The following is a 14,911-nucleotide window of genomic DNA, read 5'->3' on the forward strand; positions in this document are numbered from 1 at the left end:
AGATGAAGAGCGTGACCAGGTCGCTGCGCATCCTGGAGGCGGTCGCCCAGCATCAGCCGGTCACCGTCGGGGAGCTGACCAAGCTCTTCGGCCTGCCCAAGTCGACCGTGCAGCGCACCCTGAACACGCTGAACGAGGCGGGCTGGCTGCGGGCCGACCGCAGGGACACCACGAGCTGGGAGGTGGGCGTTCGCGTCCTGGCCGTACGGCCCGCCGCGCTCCAGGGCTCCAGCCTGTTCGCCGCCGCACGCGAACCCATGGTCCGCCTTCGCGACGCGCTGAACGAGACCATCCACCTGTCGGTGCCCGACGCACCGCACGGCACGGTCGTCGTCGACCGCGTCGACTGCGACCACGTCGTACGGACCTTCCATGCCGTCGGCGACATCTCCCCGCTGCACGCCACGGCGACCGGGCACAGTGTGCTGGCCCACCTGCCGGGAACCGACCTCGACGCAGTCGTCGCACACGGGCTGCGGAGCTACAGCGCGTCCACGCCGGTCGACGCGGCGCAGCTGCGCTCGGAGCTCGCCCGTGTGCGGGCCGAGGGGTACGCGGTCAACCGCAACCAGTTCCGCCCCGACGTGTGCGCGATCGCCGCGCCCGTCCTCGACGCCGACGGCACACCACTCGCCTCCGTGGCGGTCTCCATGCCGGCTTCGCGCTACGACGAGAGCCGGCTGCCCGAGTGGGGCCGTATGGTCGCCGACACGGCGGCCGAGATCACCCGCCGCCGTTCGGGGGGCTGGTTCAGCTCTCCGACACGGGCGTGGACCACCCCGGCGCCCCGCCACCGCTAGCGCACGGGCACGGCCACGTACTGGTACTCCAGGAACTCGTCGATCCCCACGCGGCCGCCTTCGCGCCCGAGCCCGGACTGCTTGACTCCGCCGAAAGGTGCGGCGGGGTTGGAGACGAGGCCGGTGTTCAGGCCCACCATGCCGACCTCCAGGCCTTCGCTGACGCGCAGCCCCCGGTCCAGCCCCTCGGTGAAGACGTAACCGACCAGCCCCCAGGGCGTGTCGTTGGCGCGGCGCAGGACCTCGTCCTCGTCGTCGAAGGTGAGGATCGCGGCGACCGGGCCGAAGATCTCCGTGTCCATCAGACGGCTGCCGGGGTCGACACCGGCCAGCACGGTCGGCGGGTAGAAGTGGCCGGGCCCTTCCGGCGTGCGGCCGCCGACGAGCACCTCGGCGCCGCGCTCCACGGCGTCGGCGACGAGCTCCTCCACCTTGGCGCGTCCGTTGGCGTCGATCAGCGGGCCGACGTCGACGCCGTCCCGGGTGCCGGGGCCCACCACGAGGGCGCCCATCCGCTCGGCGAGCCGTCGTCCGAACGCGTCGGCGACCGAGCGGTGGACGAAGAAGCGGTTGGCGGCGGTGCAGGCCTCGCCCATGTTGCGCATCTTGGCGACCATCGCGGCGTCCACGGCGACGTCCAGGTCGGCGTCGTCGAAGACGATGAAGGGCGCGTTCCCGCCCAGTTCCATCGAGGTGCGCACGACGGTGTCGGCGCACTGCGCGAGGAGGAGCCGGCCGACGGCGGTGGAGCCGGTGAAGGACAGCTTGCGGATCCGGCCGCCGCGCAGCAGCGGCTCGCACACCTCACCGGCGCGGGAGGTGGTGACGATGTTCAGCACGCCGTCCGGCAGGCCCGCCTCCTTGAGGATCCCGGCCAGTGCCAGGCTGGACAGCGGGGTCTGCGGGGCGGGTTTGAGGATCATCGTGCAGCCCGCCGCGATCGCCGGGCCGATCTTGCGGGTGCCCATGGCCAGCGGGAAGTTCCACGGCGTGATCAGCAGGCAGGGGCCGACCGGACGGCGGGAAAGCAGCATGCGGTTGCGGCCGTCCGGCAGGGTGCCGCAGCTGCCGTCGATGCGGACGGCCTCCTCGGAGAACCAGCGGAAGAACTCGGCGGCGTACGCCACCTCTCCCCTGGCCTCGGCGAGCGGCTTGCCCATCTCGGAGGTCATCAGGTGGGCGAGGTCGTCGGTGCGTTCCAGGATGATCTCGTGCGCGCGGCGCAGGATCTCGCTGCGGGCCCGGGGCGCGGTGCGGGCCCAGTCGGACTGGGCCTGGACGGCCGCCTCCTCGGCGAGCCGGGCGTCCTTGGGGCCGGCGTCGGCGACGTGGCAGAGGATTTCGCCGGTGGCGGGGTCGTCGACGGGCATGGTGGCGCCGTCCGCGGCGTCCACCCAGGCCCCGCCGATGAACAACTGGGTCAGTACCTCGGTCATGTCGTCTCTCCTGGTTGATCGGCGGCGGGGTCGAGGAGTTCGGCGAGGTGCAGGGCGCGGATGCCCTGGTCGCCGGCGAGATGGTCGATCTGGGTGGCGCAGCTGAAGCCGTCGGCTACGACGGGGCGTCCGTCCAGCCGGTCCAGGCGGGGCTTGAGGGCGAGGTCGGCGACGGCGAGGGAGGTGTCGTAGTGCTCGGCTTCGAAGCCGAAGTTGCCGGCGAGTCCGCAGCAGCCCTCGGCCTCGTCGACGCTGCCTGCACCCAGGCGGCGCAGCAGGTCGGCGGGGCGGCGGCCCTTGAAGGTGGCGTACTCGTGACAGTGGGTCTGCAGTACGACGTTCTCGGGGAGGGGCGAAGGGGTCCAGTCCGGGTCGGCCAGGTCGCTCAGGGCGCCGGTGAAGGTCTGCACGCGCTCCGCCACGCGCCGGGCGGCCTCGGTGCCGAGGAGTTCGGGCACGTCCCGTTTGAGGGCTGCGGCGCAGCTGGGTTCGGCCACGATGATCGGCCGGTCGTCGCCGTCGTCGAGGGCGGCGACCGTGCGGCCCATGATCTTGCGGGCCGTGGCGAGCTGGCCGGTGCTGACCCAGGTCAGTCCGCAGCACAGGCCGTCCCGCGGGGTGCAGGGGACACCGGCGTCGGCGAGCACGCGGCTCGCCGCTCCCGCGACCTGTGGGCGGAAGGCACGGGTGAAGCTGTCGACGAAGAGGATGGCCTTGGCCGGTTCGGCGGTCTTCGCAGCGCGGAGGGTCTTGCGCAGGGCGCGGCGGGAGGCGAAGGCGGGGATTCTGCGCTCGGTGGTGACGCCGCCCAGGCGGGCCAGGAGCTTGCCGAGCGGTCCGCGCAGCAGCAGGTTGACCGGGCGGGCCGCGTACCCGGCCAGGGCGGAGGTCCGGGGCAGCCAGCCGAGGGAGTAGTGGGAGCGGGGGCGCAGGCGGCCCTTGTAGTGCTGGTGGAGGAACTCCGCCTTGTAGGTGGCCATGTCGACGCCGACCGGGCAGTCGCTGGAGCAGGCCTTGCAGGACAGGCACAGATCGAGGGCGTCCTTGACCTCGGTGGAGCGCCAGCCGTCGCTGACGGCTTCGCCCCGGACCATCTCCTGGAGCATGCGGGCCCGGCCGCGGGTGGAGTCGTTCTCCTCGCCCGTGGCCCGGTAGCTCGGGCACATCACCCCGCCCGCGTCACTGCGGCAGCGGCCGACCCCGACACAGCGACGCACGGCACCGGCGAAGCCGTCCTCGTCGTGCGGGAAGCCGAACGTCGTGTCCACCAGCGGCAGTTCACGCAGCGCCAAGTCCGCGTCGAGTGGGGCCGGGTCGATGATGACACCGGGGTTGAGCAGCCCTTCGGGGTCGAAGGTCTGCTTGAAGGCGGCGAACGCGGCGATCATGCGGTGGCTGTACATGACCTTCAGCAGTTCGCTGCGGGCACGTCCGTCACCGTGCTCACCCGACAGCGTGCCGCCGTGCTCGACAACCAACGCGGCGGCCTCCGACAGGAACCGGCGCATGACCGTCCGGCCTGCGTCCGTCGCCATGTCGAAGTCGATCCGCACATGGACGCATCCGGCACCGAAGTGCCCGTACAGCACACCGGTGAGCTCGTGGGCGGCGAGCAGCTTGCGGAAACCGCGCAGGTAGGCGGCCAAGTCCGCCGGGGCGACTGCCGCGTCCTCCCAGCCTGGCCAGGACTCCCCGCCGTCGACGAGCCGGGCCGCCAGCCCGGCCCCGTCCTCCCGCACCCGCCACAGCGAGCGCCGCTCGGCCGGGCTCTCCACGAGCCGTCCACCGGTCAGCCGTCCCAGGGCCTTGAGCGCCTCGAGCAACTCTTCGGCCCGGGCGTTCACGGTGGCCTGGTCGTCGCCTTCGAGCTCGACGTACAGCCAGGCGCGGCCCTCGGGCAGGCCGGTGACGGAATCGGGGCCGCGGCGGGCGCGCATGGTGGCGACGATCGCCTCGTCCATGCCCTCCACCGCACTCGGCGAGAAGCGCAGGATCTCCGGCACGTCCTCAGCCGCCTGGACCACATCCTCGTAGCCCAGGGTCAGCAGGGTGGAGGCCTGTGCGGTCGCCACCAGGCGGACCGTCGCGGCGGTGACGACCGCACAGGTGCCCTCGGTGCCCACCAGGGCGCGAGCCAGGTCGAAGCCGTTCTCCGGCAGGAGGTGGTGGAGCTGGTAGCCGGAGACCTGCCGCGGGATGCGGCCCAGCTCGGTCCGGAGCAGCGCCAGGTTCTCCCCGACCAGACGCTTGAGATCGGCGTCCAGCCGGGCGACCGGCCCGGCATCGCCCGGATCGACCGGGTGCAGCCCTGCGTGATCGGCGACGGCCCGCACGCCGTCGGCCGTCACGATCTCCAGCGACACCACATGCCCACTGGTCCGCCCGTCGCGCACCGACCGATTCCCGCACGCGTCATTGCCGATCATCCCGCCGAGGGTGCAGCGGCTGTGCGAGGACGGGTCCGGACCGAAGTCCAGCCCGTGCAGCGCGGTGGCGGAGCGCAGCGCGTCCAGCACCACCCCCGCCTCGACCCGCGCCGTGCGCGCCTCGACGTCGATGTCCAGGATCCGGTTCATGTACCGGGAGAGGTCGAGCACCACCCCCGGCCCGACGGCGTTGCCCGCCATGCTCGTGCCACCGCCCCGGGCCGTGACCGGCACCCCCGCCTCACGGCAGGCCCGCAGCACGCCGACCACATCCTCGGCGGAACGCGGGAAGGCCACCGCCCGCGGCGGCACACGGTAGTTGGAGGCGTCGTAGGCGTACGGGCCGGTGGCCCCCGGGCCGGTCTCCACCCGCAGACCGGGCGCGAGCTCGGCGAGACGCGCCGTGAGACCCGCCAGGTCGCGGGTGGCCGTGGTCATCGCTCTCCGGCTCCCGACATGCCGGCCTCGACCGCGTTCGCCCAGGCCTGGAGGCCCTCGTCGACGCCCGCCTCGTCGATCACGAGTGCCGGGATCATGCGGACGACCTGGTTCCAGGCGCCGCACAGCAGCAGGAGCAGGCCCTCGTCGATCGCGGCGCGCTGCACGCGGGCGGCGGTCTCGGAGTCGGGGCTGCCGTCCTCGGTGACGAACTCGGTGGCGAGCATGAGGCCGAGGCCGCGGACGTCACCGATGCCCGGGGTCCGGTCGGCCACGGCTTCCAGACCCTGGCGGAGCCGCTTGCCCATCGTCTCGGCGTTCTCCACGAGCTTCTCGTCGCGTACGACGTCCAGCGTCGCGCAGGCGGCGGCGCAGGCGACGGCGTTGGCGCCGTACGTGCCGCCCTGCGAGCCGGGCCAGGCCTTGGTCATCAGTTCCTCGGAGGCGGCGATGCCGGAGAGGGGGAAGCCGCTGGCCAGGCCCTTGGCGGTGACGAGGATGTCGGGGGTGACGCCGAAGTGGTCGTGGCCCCAGAAGCGGCCGGTGCGGCCGACTCCGGTCTGCACCTCGTCGAGGATCAGCAGGAAACCGTGCCGGTCCGCCCGCTCGCGCAGGCCTTCCATGAAGGCGCGGTTCGCGGGGACGTAGCCGCCCTCGCCGAGAACCGGCTCGACGATGATCGCCGCCGTGTCGGCGGGCGACGAGATCGTCTGGAGGGTGTAGTCGAGTTCCTTCAGGGCGAAGCGGGTCGCGGTCTCCTCGTCCCAGCCGTAGCGGTAGGCGGTCGGGAAGGGGGTGACGACCACGCCGCTCATCAGCGGGGAGAACCCGGAGCGGAAGCGGATGCCGGAGGTGGTCATGGAGGCGGCGGCGACCGTACGGCCGTGGAAACCGCCGTGACAGACGATGACGTTCGGCCGGCCGGTCGCCTGGCGGGCCAGCCGCAGTGCCGACTCGACGGCCTCGCTGCCGGAGTTGGTGAAGAACAGGCTGTCCAGGCCGGCCGGCAGCACCTCGCCCAGCTTGTCGACGAGGCGGCGCAGCGGCTGGTGCATCACGGTCGTGTACTGGCCGTGGATCAGTGTGCCCACCTGCTCCTGCGCCGCCGCCACGACCTTGGGGTGGCAGTGCCCGGTGCTGGTGACGCCGATGCCGGCGGTGAAGTCGAGGTAGCGGCGGCCGTCCTCACCGTAGAGGTGGACGCCCTCGCCCCTGGCCGCCACGACGGGCGTGGCCTGGCGAAGGTGCGGCGACAGTGCGGTCATGGTGTCTCCCGGCCGTACGACGAGGTGTGGTTGCTTGGCTCAGCTCCGGTGTCCGAGCATCCAGGCCGCCGCGACGGACGACAACGCGTGATCTGTCCGGCCGGAACCCGTTGTTCGGACGTTGTGTCAACCGCCGGACCCCCCAGGCACCCCCTGTCCCACCCGTGGACAGCTCTTGCGCAGGTCAGCCCCGCTTGTCAGAGTGACCGGGCACGCAGGGAGGCACCGTGAACCAGCACCCCCCGACGGCCGGCCGTGATGCGGACCCGGCCGGTCGCGCACCCACCCTCGCCGACGTCCTGGCCCTGCCGGTCCTGGCCGCCGGACAGCCCCAGGTCGTCACGGGGCTGGCGCAGCTGGACCGGCCGGTGCGCTGGGTGCACATCACCGAGCTGACGGACCCGGCCTCCTTCCTCAAGGGCGGCGAGCTGGTCCTGACCACCGGCATGCCGCTGCCCGAGGACGCCGCGGGCGTCCGCCGGTATGTCGACGAACTCACCGAGGTGGGAGCGGCCGCCCTGGTCATCGAGCTCGTACGGCGCTATCACCGGCCGCCCGACGCCCTCGTGCAGGCCTGCCGGGCCCGCGGACTCCCCCTGGTCACCCTTGCCCGGGACGTCAACTTCCTGGAGGTCACCCAGGTCGTGCACGCGCTGATCCTCGGCAACCAGGCCGACGCGATGCGGCGGACGCAGCGGATCCACGAGGCGTTCACGGCTCTGACGTTGCGTGGGGCGGGGCCGGAGGACGTGGTGCGCGCGGCGGCGGAGATGAGCGGCCGGACGGTCGTGCTGGAGAACCTGGTGCACCAGGCGCTGATCTGCGAGCCCTCGGGGAGCACGGTGGAGGAGGCGCTCGGGGGCTGGGAGCGGCGCTCCAGGGCGACCGAGCCGGGCGATCGCACCGAGGTGGGCGGCCCTGAGGGGTGGCTCACCGCGCCCGTCTCCTACCAGGGTGAACGCTGGGGGCGGCTGGCCATGCTGCCCGGCGACGGGCCGGCCTTCGGCCCCGAGCACATCACCGTCCTGGAGCGGACGGCGATGGCCCTGACCGTGGCCCGGCTCATCCACTCCACGCCGTGGGAGCACACGGCCCACCGCACCGTCCTGCGGGAGCTGGCGGAGCAGCGCCACCACTCCGCCGAGGACGTCCGCGCCCGCTGCGCCGCGCTGGGCCTGCCCACGGAGGCCGGTGTCTTCCTGGCGATCCTCGTGGATCCGGGGCCCGGCGGGGAGGGCGCGGAAGCGGAGGCCCGGCTGCACCGGGAGCTGAGGTCGGCCGGGGTCCCGGCCCTGGTCGGCGAGCTCTCCCCCGGCCGCCTCGGCGTGCTGCTGGCCCTGCGCCCCGACCGGCCCTGGCGGCCCGTGGCCGAACGGCTGAGCCGCACCGCGCTGGCCCTGGCCCCGGAGGCGATCATCGGCGTCGGCTCGGAGGTGGCGGACCTCGCCGACACCGCGCGTTCCTTCCGGGAGGCGGCCCGGGTCATAGAGGCCACCCCGCCCGGCCAGGCCCCGCCCGAAGGCCGTTCCTTCCACGAGCTGCCGGACATCGACCTGCGCCGGCTGCTGTACGCGCTGCGCGAGGACACCCGGATCCAGGACTACACGGAACGGCGGCTGAGCCGGCTCGTCGACCACGACACCCGGCACGGCACCGACCTGCTGGCGACCCTCGGCCACTACCTCGACGCCGCCGGCAACAAGACGACGGCGGCCCGTCGCGGCGGTCTGTCCAGGGAGACCATGTACCAACGCCTGCGCACCATCGAGCGTCTCCTCGACACCGACCTCGAATACGGCGACCGCCGCACGGAACTCCACGTGGCGCTCACGGCGTTGCGGGTGCTGCGCGCCGGTCAGGGGCGGTGAGGAGGCGAGGATCAGGTGTCGAAGTCCACCGTCAGTTCCTCCGACACCGGGAACGACTGGCAGGTGAGGACGTAGCCGGCGTCGACCTCGGACGGTTCGAGGGCGAAGTTGCGGCGCATGTCGGCCTTGCCGTCGGTGATCCGGGCCCGGCAGGTGCCGCAGACTCCGCCCTTGCAGGCGAAGGGCAGGTCGGGACGGGTCTGCTGGGCCCCCTCCAGGATGCTGCGGTCGCGGGGCAGCGGGGACGTGGTGGAGCGGCCGTCGAGGGTGACGGTGACCCGGCTGACCGGGCCGGAGGGACCGGTCTCGGCGTGGTGGACCTCGCGGACGGGCTCGTCGTCGGCGTAGAACAGCTCCTGGTGGACGCGGCCGGCGGGGACGCCGAGGCCGGTCAGGACCTGCTGGGCGGCGCGGACCATGCCGTGCGGGCCGCACAGCCACCAGTGGTCGGCGGACTCCACGTCGACCAGGGCGTCGACGAGGGCGGCCAGCCGCTCGGCGTCGAGGCGGCCCGAGAGCACCTCGGCCTCGCGGGGCTCGCGGGACAGGACGTGGGCGAGCTGGAACCGGGTCGGGTAGAGGTCCTTCAGGTCGGCGAGTTCGTCGGCGAACATGACCGTGCCGGTGCGGCGGTTGCCGTAGAGCAGGGTGACGCGCGAGCGGGGGTCGGCGGCCAGGACGGACTCGGCGATGGACACCATGGGCGTGATGCCGGATCCGGCGGCGATCAGGACGTGGTGTCCGTGGGTGGTGAGGTCGGGGGTGAAGGCGCCGGTGGGGGCCATGACCTCGACGGTGTCGCCGGGGCGCACGTCGCGCACCAGCCAGGAGGAGAACAGGCCGCCCGGCACCACCCGGACGCCGATCCGCGGCGCTGTGCCGGCGGGGGCGCAGATCGAGTAGGAGCGGCGCTCGTCCCGGCCGTCGATGTCGCGGCGCAGAGTGAGCGACTGCCCGGGTGCGAAGGTGAACTCCTCGGCCAGCTCGGCCGGGATGTCGAAGCTGACGGCTGCCGCGTCCTCGCACAAAGGCTGCACGGCGGCGACCCGCAGGGGGTGGAAGACCGGACGTCGGCGGGCACGCGGGCGCGGCGCCGGGGCGGGGGCCGGCTCCATCAGGTCCTCCATCAGATCTCCTTGACGTACTCGAACGGCTCGCGGCAGGCGAGGCAGCGCCACAGGGACTTGCAGGACGTGGCGCCGAAGCGGGAGGTCTCCTCGGTGTCGGGGTGACCGCAGCGGGGGCAGGGCACCGAGCGGCGGGCCGGCGAGAGCACGAGCGGGACCGGGCCGGTGGCGTGCCGCGGCGCTGCTCCGGGCGGGGCGATGCCGTGCTCGGCGAGCTTGCGGCGGCCGTCCGCCGTGATCCAGTCGCTGCTCCACGGCGGGTCGAGGACCGTGCGGATCTCCACGCGCGCGTACCCCGCCTCGCGCAGCCGGGCGGCGACGCCCGCGCGCATCTCGGCCATCGCCGGGCAGCCCGAGTAGGTCGGGGTCAGGCTCGCGACGACCGTGCCGTCCGGGGCGAGGCTCACTTCGCGCAGTACGCCGAGGTCGGCCAGGGTGAGCATGGGCAGTTCGGGGTCGGGCACCTGCTCGGCGATGCGCCGGGCCCGTCGCGCGTCCAGGAGTGCCGTCACCATGTCGCCCCCGGGTGGGCGCGGGCCACGCCCTGCAACTCGGCCAGCAGCGGGGCGAGATGTTCGGTGTGGTCCCCGGTGCGGCCCGAGCCGGGCAGCGGGCGGTAGACCGGCATGGGCAGCCCCGCCGCCTCGGTGACCTGACGGAGGACCGCGACGACCTCGTCCCGGACGTCGCAGGCCGTGAACAGCTCGCCCAGGTAGGGCGCCACCTGCTCCTGCGCCCTGCGCATCCGGCGGTGGGACTCCTCGGTGCCGTCGCCGAGGCGTACGGCCCACTCGGCCGCGTACTGGCGGTGGTAGGCCAGTTCCTTCACGCCCTTGGCGGCGATCGCCGCCAGCACGGGGTCGCGGTGAGCGGTGAGCCGTTCGAAGTGAGCGAGGCGCCAGCTGGCGAGCACCAGCAGCCGCACGATCGAGAACGCGAAGTCGCCGCCCGGGAGTTCGGCCAGGCGTACGTTGCGGAAGTCGGCGGCGTCGCGGAAGTAGGCGTAGGCGTCCTCGTCACGGCCGCTGCCGTCGGCCTGGCCCGCGCGGGAGTAGAGCAGGCGGGCCTGCCCGAGCAGGTCGAGCCCGATGTTGGCGAGCGCCACCTCCTCCTCCAGCTCGGGGGCGCGGGCGGTCCACTCGGCGAGCCGCTGGGCGGAGACGAGGGCGTCGTCGGCCAGGGTGACGCACAGGGCGGCCAGTTCGGCGGCGTCCACGTCGCCGGGCACGGTGGTGTCGATGCCGTGCAGGGGGTCCTCGAAGCCGGTGCCGTAGGCCCAGCGGGTGTCGTCGTCGTGTCCCTCGGCGAGGGTCAGGTAGACGTGGTCGTCGCTCATGGCCCTCTCCTTCAGATGTGCGGGACGTCTTCGGGGATGTCGTAGAACGTCGGGTGCCGGTAGACCTTGTCGGCGCTGGGCTCGAAGAAGGGGTCCTTCTCGTCGCGGGTGGAGGCGGCGATGTGCTCGGAGCGCACAACCCAGATCGAGACGCCCTCGTTGCGCCGGGTGTACAGGTCGCGGGCGTGGGTGAGGGCCATGCGGTCGTCGGCGGCGTGCAGCGATCCCACGTGGACGTGGTTCAGCCCGCGCTTGCCGCGCACGAACACCTCGTACAGCGGCCAGTCCTGCCGGTCGGCGGTCATGCCACCGCTCCCTTCTCCGCGCGGGCGGCCTGCTTGGCGGCGTGGGCGGTGGCCGCCTCGCGTACCCAGGCGCCCTCCTCGTGGGCCGTGCGGCGTCGTTCCATCCGCTGGTCGTTGCACGGGCCGTCGCCCTTGATGACCCGCATCAGCTCGTCCCAGTCGGGCGTGCCGAAGTCGTGGTGCCCCCGCTCCTCGTTCCAGCGCAGCTCCGGGTCGGGGAGCGTCACGCCGAGCTTCTCGGCCTGCGGGACGGTCATGTCGACGAAGCGCCGGCGCAGTTCGTCGTTGCTGTGCCGCTTGATCTTCCAGGCCATGGACTGCGCGGAGTTGGGCGAGGCGTCGTCGGGCGGGCCGAACATCATCAGCGACGGCCACCACCAGCGGTTCACCGCGTCCTGCACCATCTCGCGCTGTTCCGGGGTGCCGCGCATCATCGTCATCAGCAGCTCGTAGCCCTGCCGCTGGTGGAAGGACTCCTCCTTGCAGATGCGCACCATGGCGCGCGCGTAGGGCCCGTAGGAGGAGCGGCACAGCGGCACCTGGTTGCAGATCGCGGCGCCGTCCACGAACCAGCCGATCACCCCGACGTCGGCGAAGCTCAGCGTCGGGTAGTTGAAGATCGACGAGTACTTCTGGCGGCCCTCGATCAGCCGCTCGGTGAGGTCCGCGCGGTCGGCGCCCAGCGTCTCCGCCGCGGAGTACAGGTACAGCCCGTGCCCGGCCTCGTCCTGGACCTTGGCGAACAGAATGGCCTTGCGGCGCAGCGACGGCGCGCGGGTGATCCACTCGCCCTCCGGCTGCATGCCGATGATCTCCGAGTGCGCGTGCTGCGCGATCTGCCGGATCAGTGTCTTCCGGTACCCCTCCGGCATCCAGTCGCGCGGCTCGATCCGCTGGTCACGCGCGATCGTCGCGTCGAAGTGCTGCTGGAGAGCCGGCTCGGCGCCGTCCGCCCCCGGGGGGCTGGAGTGTGTCGTGTCCATCCGTCCCACTTCCCAACCGACCATTCGTTCGGTCCATCGTAGGACACGTCGGCGCACCTTGGTAAGACCCCTCGGGTAAGTCCTGGACCCTTGACAGGCACGGAGAGGGCTGGATTACATGACAGCGCCAAGCTGACCGAATGTTCGGTCGGGCCATGAGGTGGGCCGGAGGAGTCCTGAATGACCAGCGACACGACGACCCCCCGGGCCCCGGAGCCGACGGGACGGCGACGCGGCGAGCCCCTCCCCCACGACCTGTACGACGACGGTGAGCGACTGACCCGCGAGCAGTTGCGCGAGCTCCAGCTCGACCGTCTGCGCGGAAGCCTGCGGCACGCCTACGACAACGTGGAGGCGTACCGGAAGAAGTTCGACGCGGCCGGGGTCTCCCCCGACGACTGCCGCTCGCTGGAGGACCTGTCCCGGTTCCCCTTCACCACGAAGGCCGACCTGCGGGACACCTACCCGTTCGGGATGTGCGCCGTGCCCATGGACCAGGTGCGGCGGGTGCACGCCTCCAGCGGCACCACCGGCCGCCCCACGGTGGTCGGCTACACGGAGAACGACCTGTCGATGTGGGCGGACCTCGTCGCCCGCTCGATCCGAGCCGCCGGCGGGCGCCCGGGCCACAAGGTCCACATCTCCTACGGGTACGGGCTGTTCACCGGCGGTCTCGGCGCGCACTACGGCGCGGAGCGCGCCGGCTGTCTGGTGATCCCGGCCTCCGGGGGCATGACCGCGCGCCAGGTGCAGATCATCCAGGACTTCCGGCCCGAGATCATCATGGTCACCCCCTCCTACATGCTCACGCTGCTCGACGAGTTCGGGCGCCAGGGCCTCGACCCGCGCGCGAGCAGTCTGCGGGTGGGCGTCTTCGGTGCCGAGCCGTGGACGGAGGAGATGCGCCGCGAGATCGAGGAGCGGACGGACATCCACGCCGTCGACATATACGGCCTGTCCGAGGTGATCGGGCCGGGTGTCGCCCAGGAGTGCGTGGAGACCAAGGACGGGCTGCACGTGTGGGAGGACCACTTCTATCCCGAGGTCGTCGACCCGGTCACCGGTGAGGTGCTGCCCGAGGGCGAGGAGGGCGAGCTGGTCTTCACGTCCCTGACCAAGGAGGCCCTGCCGGTCGTCCGCTACCGCACCCGGGATCTGACACGGCTGCTGCCCGGCACGGCCCGGCCCGCGTTCCGCCGCATCCAGAAGATCACCGGCCGCTGCGACGACATGATCATCCTGCGCGGGGTGAACGTCTTCCCCAGCCAGATCGAGGAGATCGTGCTGCGCACACCCGGCGTCGCCCCGCACTTCCAGATCCAGCTGACCAGACGCGGCCGCCTGGACCACATGACCGTCCGTGTCGAGGCCCGCCCCGGTACCGGCCCCGAGCGGCGCGAGGCCGCGGCCGGGACGATCGCCCAGGCCGTCAAGGACGGCATCGGCATCACCGCCGACGTGACGATCGTCGAACCGGAGACCCTGGAGCGTTCCGTCGGCAAGATCCGCCGGGTGAGGGACCTGCGCGAGGCGTGAGCGTCCGTGGCCGCGGCGACCGCTCCCGAGCAGCATCCCGCCTGGCCCCCCCGGGGGGTGTCCGGGCCCGTGCGGCCACCGAAGGCCTCAGGACCAGCACTCCGCCCCGGGCACCGGGGCCGGAACATCCGAGGCGGTGCCGTCCGGGGCAGGCGCCTCCTCTTCCGCCGCGCGCACAACCGGCTTGCGGATGAGGAGCAGGGCCGCGTCGTCGTGCAGCCTGCCGCCCACGTGGGCCAGCAGTTCCTCGTGGAGCGCGCCGAGCGTCCGGGCCGGCTCCTGGGAGACATGCCGCTGCAGGCCTTCGGCCAGGGGGTAGAAGGCGCGGCCTCCGTCGCGGGCCTCGGTGACCCCGTCGGTGTAGAGCAGCAGCTGGTCGCCGTCGGCGAAGGGGAGCGTGTGGAGTCCCGGGGCGTACCCCGCCAGGTCGCGCAGTCCGAGGGGCGGCGCCGGAAGCACGGGCTCCACCGGGGTGACGGCCCCGGAGGCGCGCACCAGCAGCGGGGGCGCGTGCCCGCAGTTCACCACCTCCAGATGCCCGTCCCGCGGATACCCGGCGACCACGGCGGTCACGAAGTCGTCGCGGCCGAGGTTACGGGCGAGGCTCCGCTCGATCCGGTCGACGACGGCGAGGAGGTCGGGCTCGTCGTGGGCGGCCTCCCGGAAGACACCGAGCACCAGCGCGGCGGTCCCGACGGCGGGCAGCCCCTTGCCGCGTACGTCGCCGACGATCAGCCGCACCCCGTGCGGGGTGGGTATCAGGGCGTAGAGGTCCCCGCCGATACGGGCCTCGGCCGCCGCGGCGCTGTAGCGGACGGCCACCTGGAACGGCCCGACGGTCGCCGGCACGGGTTTGAGCAGGGCGTGCTGGGCGGTCTCAGCGACCGATCGGACGGCGGCGAGCACCCGCTCCCGGCGTCCGCGCAGCACGCCGGCCAGGCCGCTCGCGAGTGAGACGGCGACCAGGGCCGACAGCACGGCGGCCAGTTCGCGGTCCGGCACTCCGTCCCGGACCCCGAGCGTCGCACCGACCAGCACGGCGAGGACGCCGACGCAGAGGACCCCGCGCGGTCCGTTGGTCGTCGCCGCCAGGGCCGGCCCGGCCGCGAGCAGGGGCAGCCAGACCATCCCCGCACCGCCCACGAGGTCGGCGGACACGACGGCGGCGAGGACGAGGACGGGCAGCACGGGCAGTACGGGTGCGCCGGCGCCCAGCTGCGCGACGGCGCGCCTGCGGGCCGAAGCCCCGGCACCGGCCACCCGGTTGCGGAACGGCCGTACGGGCGAGTGGTCGTCGCCATGGTTGCGGGCTTGGCTCATGTCGGTGTCCGCAGTCCTCACCTGTGCACGGGGCACGTCCCGGAAATGTCTGACTTATCCAGAAAACGGGG

At 72.9% G+C, this 14,911-nt stretch carries 12 protein-coding genes; 3 read left to right on the forward strand and 9 right to left on the reverse strand.

Annotated features, from left to right (window positions below; genetic code table 11):
* The first annotated feature begins 2 nt into the window (after positions 1 to 2).
* Positions 3 to 800: an IclR family transcriptional regulator gene (locus ACFCXS_RS19120; RefSeq protein ID WP_376644630.1), complete on the forward strand. Its 798-nt coding sequence runs from the start codon at positions 3 to 5 to the stop codon at positions 798 to 800.
* On the opposite strand, the gene ACFCXS_RS19125 is transcribed toward ACFCXS_RS19120, so the two are convergent.
* The 3 genes from ACFCXS_RS19125 to ACFCXS_RS19135 are packed head-to-tail and all read right to left on the reverse strand — an operon-like array spanning position 797 to position 6,365.
* Positions 797 to 2,236 (reverse strand): NAD-dependent succinate-semialdehyde dehydrogenase, encoded by a 1,440-nt coding sequence (locus tag ACFCXS_RS19125; RefSeq protein ID WP_376644512.1) that lies wholly within the window; start codon positions 2,234 to 2,236, stop codon positions 797 to 799. The two genes, ACFCXS_RS19120 and ACFCXS_RS19125, sit on opposite strands and share 4 nt — an antisense overlap.
* Positions 2,233 to 5,100 (reverse strand): FAD-binding and (Fe-S)-binding domain-containing protein, encoded by a 2,868-nt coding sequence (locus ACFCXS_RS19130; protein ID WP_376644513.1) that lies wholly within the window; start codon positions 5,098 to 5,100, stop codon positions 2,233 to 2,235. The genes ACFCXS_RS19125 and ACFCXS_RS19130 overlap by 4 nt, the downstream gene beginning before the upstream one ends.
* On the reverse strand, positions 5,097 to 6,365 hold the full coding sequence (locus tag ACFCXS_RS19135) for an aspartate aminotransferase family protein (RefSeq protein ID WP_376644514.1): 1,269 nt from the start codon (positions 6,363 to 6,365) through the stop codon (positions 5,097 to 5,099). The genes ACFCXS_RS19130 and ACFCXS_RS19135 overlap by 4 nt, the downstream gene beginning before the upstream one ends.
* Positions 6,366 to 6,592: 227 nt before the next feature.
* Here ACFCXS_RS19135 and ACFCXS_RS19140 point away from each other — a divergent pair, with 227 nt between their 5' ends.
* Complete coding sequence (locus ACFCXS_RS19140; protein ID WP_376644515.1) at positions 6,593 to 8,233, forward strand: PucR family transcriptional regulator; 1,641 nt, start codon at positions 6,593 to 6,595, stop codon at positions 8,231 to 8,233.
* 11 nt (positions 8,234 to 8,244) lie between these two features.
* Here the strand turns inward: ACFCXS_RS19140 and paaE are convergent, their stop codons facing one another.
* Genes paaE through paaA form a run of 5 tightly spaced genes read right to left on the reverse strand, consistent with a single transcriptional unit; the run spans position 8,245 to position 11,984 of the window.
* Positions 8,245 to 9,360 (reverse strand): 1,2-phenylacetyl-CoA epoxidase subunit PaaE, encoded by a 1,116-nt coding sequence (paaE, locus tag ACFCXS_RS19145; protein WP_376644516.1) that lies wholly within the window; start codon positions 9,358 to 9,360, stop codon positions 8,245 to 8,247.
* Positions 9,360 to 9,875: a 1,2-phenylacetyl-CoA epoxidase subunit PaaD gene (paaD, locus tag ACFCXS_RS19150; RefSeq protein ID WP_376644517.1), complete on the reverse strand. Its 516-nt coding sequence runs from the start codon at positions 9,873 to 9,875 to the stop codon at positions 9,360 to 9,362. Before paaD ends, paaE begins: the two co-directional genes overlap by 1 nt.
* Entirely contained in the window at positions 9,869 to 10,696 is an 828-nt protein-coding gene (gene paaC / locus ACFCXS_RS19155) for a 1,2-phenylacetyl-CoA epoxidase subunit PaaC (protein ID WP_376644518.1), read from the reverse strand. Before paaC ends, paaD begins: the two co-directional genes overlap by 7 nt.
* A gap of 11 nt (positions 10,697 to 10,707) precedes the next feature.
* Positions 10,708 to 11,001: a 1,2-phenylacetyl-CoA epoxidase subunit PaaB gene (paaB, locus tag ACFCXS_RS19160; RefSeq protein WP_053672731.1), complete on the reverse strand. Its 294-nt coding sequence runs from the start codon at positions 10,999 to 11,001 to the stop codon at positions 10,708 to 10,710.
* Positions 10,998 to 11,984, reverse strand: a complete 987-nt coding sequence (gene paaA / locus ACFCXS_RS19165) for a 1,2-phenylacetyl-CoA epoxidase subunit PaaA (protein WP_344455117.1) — start codon at positions 11,982 to 11,984, stop codon at positions 10,998 to 11,000. The genes paaB and paaA overlap by 4 nt, the downstream gene beginning before the upstream one ends.
* Positions 11,985 to 12,164: 180 nt before the next feature.
* On the opposite strand from paaA, the gene paaK reads away from it, so the two are divergent.
* A complete protein-coding gene (gene paaK / locus ACFCXS_RS19170; RefSeq protein WP_376644519.1) occupies positions 12,165 to 13,520 on the forward strand; it encodes a phenylacetate--CoA ligase PaaK in 1,356 nt (451 codons plus the stop codon).
* Positions 13,521 to 13,607: 87 nt separating this feature from the next.
* Here the strand turns inward: paaK and ACFCXS_RS19175 are convergent, their stop codons facing one another.
* Positions 13,608 to 14,840, reverse strand: a complete 1,233-nt coding sequence (locus ACFCXS_RS19175) for a PP2C family protein-serine/threonine phosphatase (protein WP_376644520.1) — start codon at positions 14,838 to 14,840, stop codon at positions 13,608 to 13,610.
* Between the last annotated feature and the right edge of the window lie 71 nt (positions 14,841 to 14,911).

The sequence above is a fragment of the Streptomyces sp. NPDC056373 genome (assembly GCF_042262425.1).
Lineage (GTDB): Bacteria > Actinomycetota > Actinomycetes > Streptomycetales > Streptomycetaceae > Streptomyces.